The sequence below is a fragment of the Oleiphilus sp. HI0123 genome (assembly GCF_001635315.1).
Genome location: NZ_LWGE01000989.1, coordinates 1 through 470, shown reverse-complemented (window position 1 = coordinate 470; position 470 = coordinate 1). Strand labels below are relative to the sequence as shown.

Genomic DNA, 470 nt, shown 5'->3' with positions numbered 1-470 from the left:
GGCTGTGCTTGAAGGTAAGATGGCCCAGCTTGCTGTGATAGCTCCATAACACTGTTGGCCATACCGTGTAGTTTGAGTTGTTTGAAGGTGTGGATCATGGTTTCAATGTGCATAAGGATGACCTCTTAGTTGATCGTAGCGTTGTGTGTTGGCAATAGGCTCTTCGTTTAGAATGAGAGAGGGTGGTGTTAGCAAAGGCTCAGGTGTTTCCTGTTCGATGAGTTGGCTCAAACAGTTCATTACATGCTGTTTTGAGGGGTGCCCGCATCGCAGAGATTCCTCAACCGCTTGCTCAACCAGCTGTTCGTCGTGATGAAGTACCAAGGCCAATATCTCGACCATTTCTCGATCACCACCTTGTCGTCGAAGTAAATACTTTTGAATGGACTTGAAGCTGTCTGGCAAGGTCTCGAACGGTGCGCCGTTACGCAGTGCTCCTGGTTTGCGTTGAGCCACGGCTAGATAATGTC

The 470-nt window shown here is 48.7% G+C and carries 1 pseudogene; it reads right to left on the bottom strand.

The annotated features are described in order from the left end of the window. Positions 1–102: 102 nt before the first annotated feature. Positions 103–470 (bottom strand): annotated as a pseudogene (locus tag A3761_RS27515) (IS21 family transposase); the annotation flags it as partial.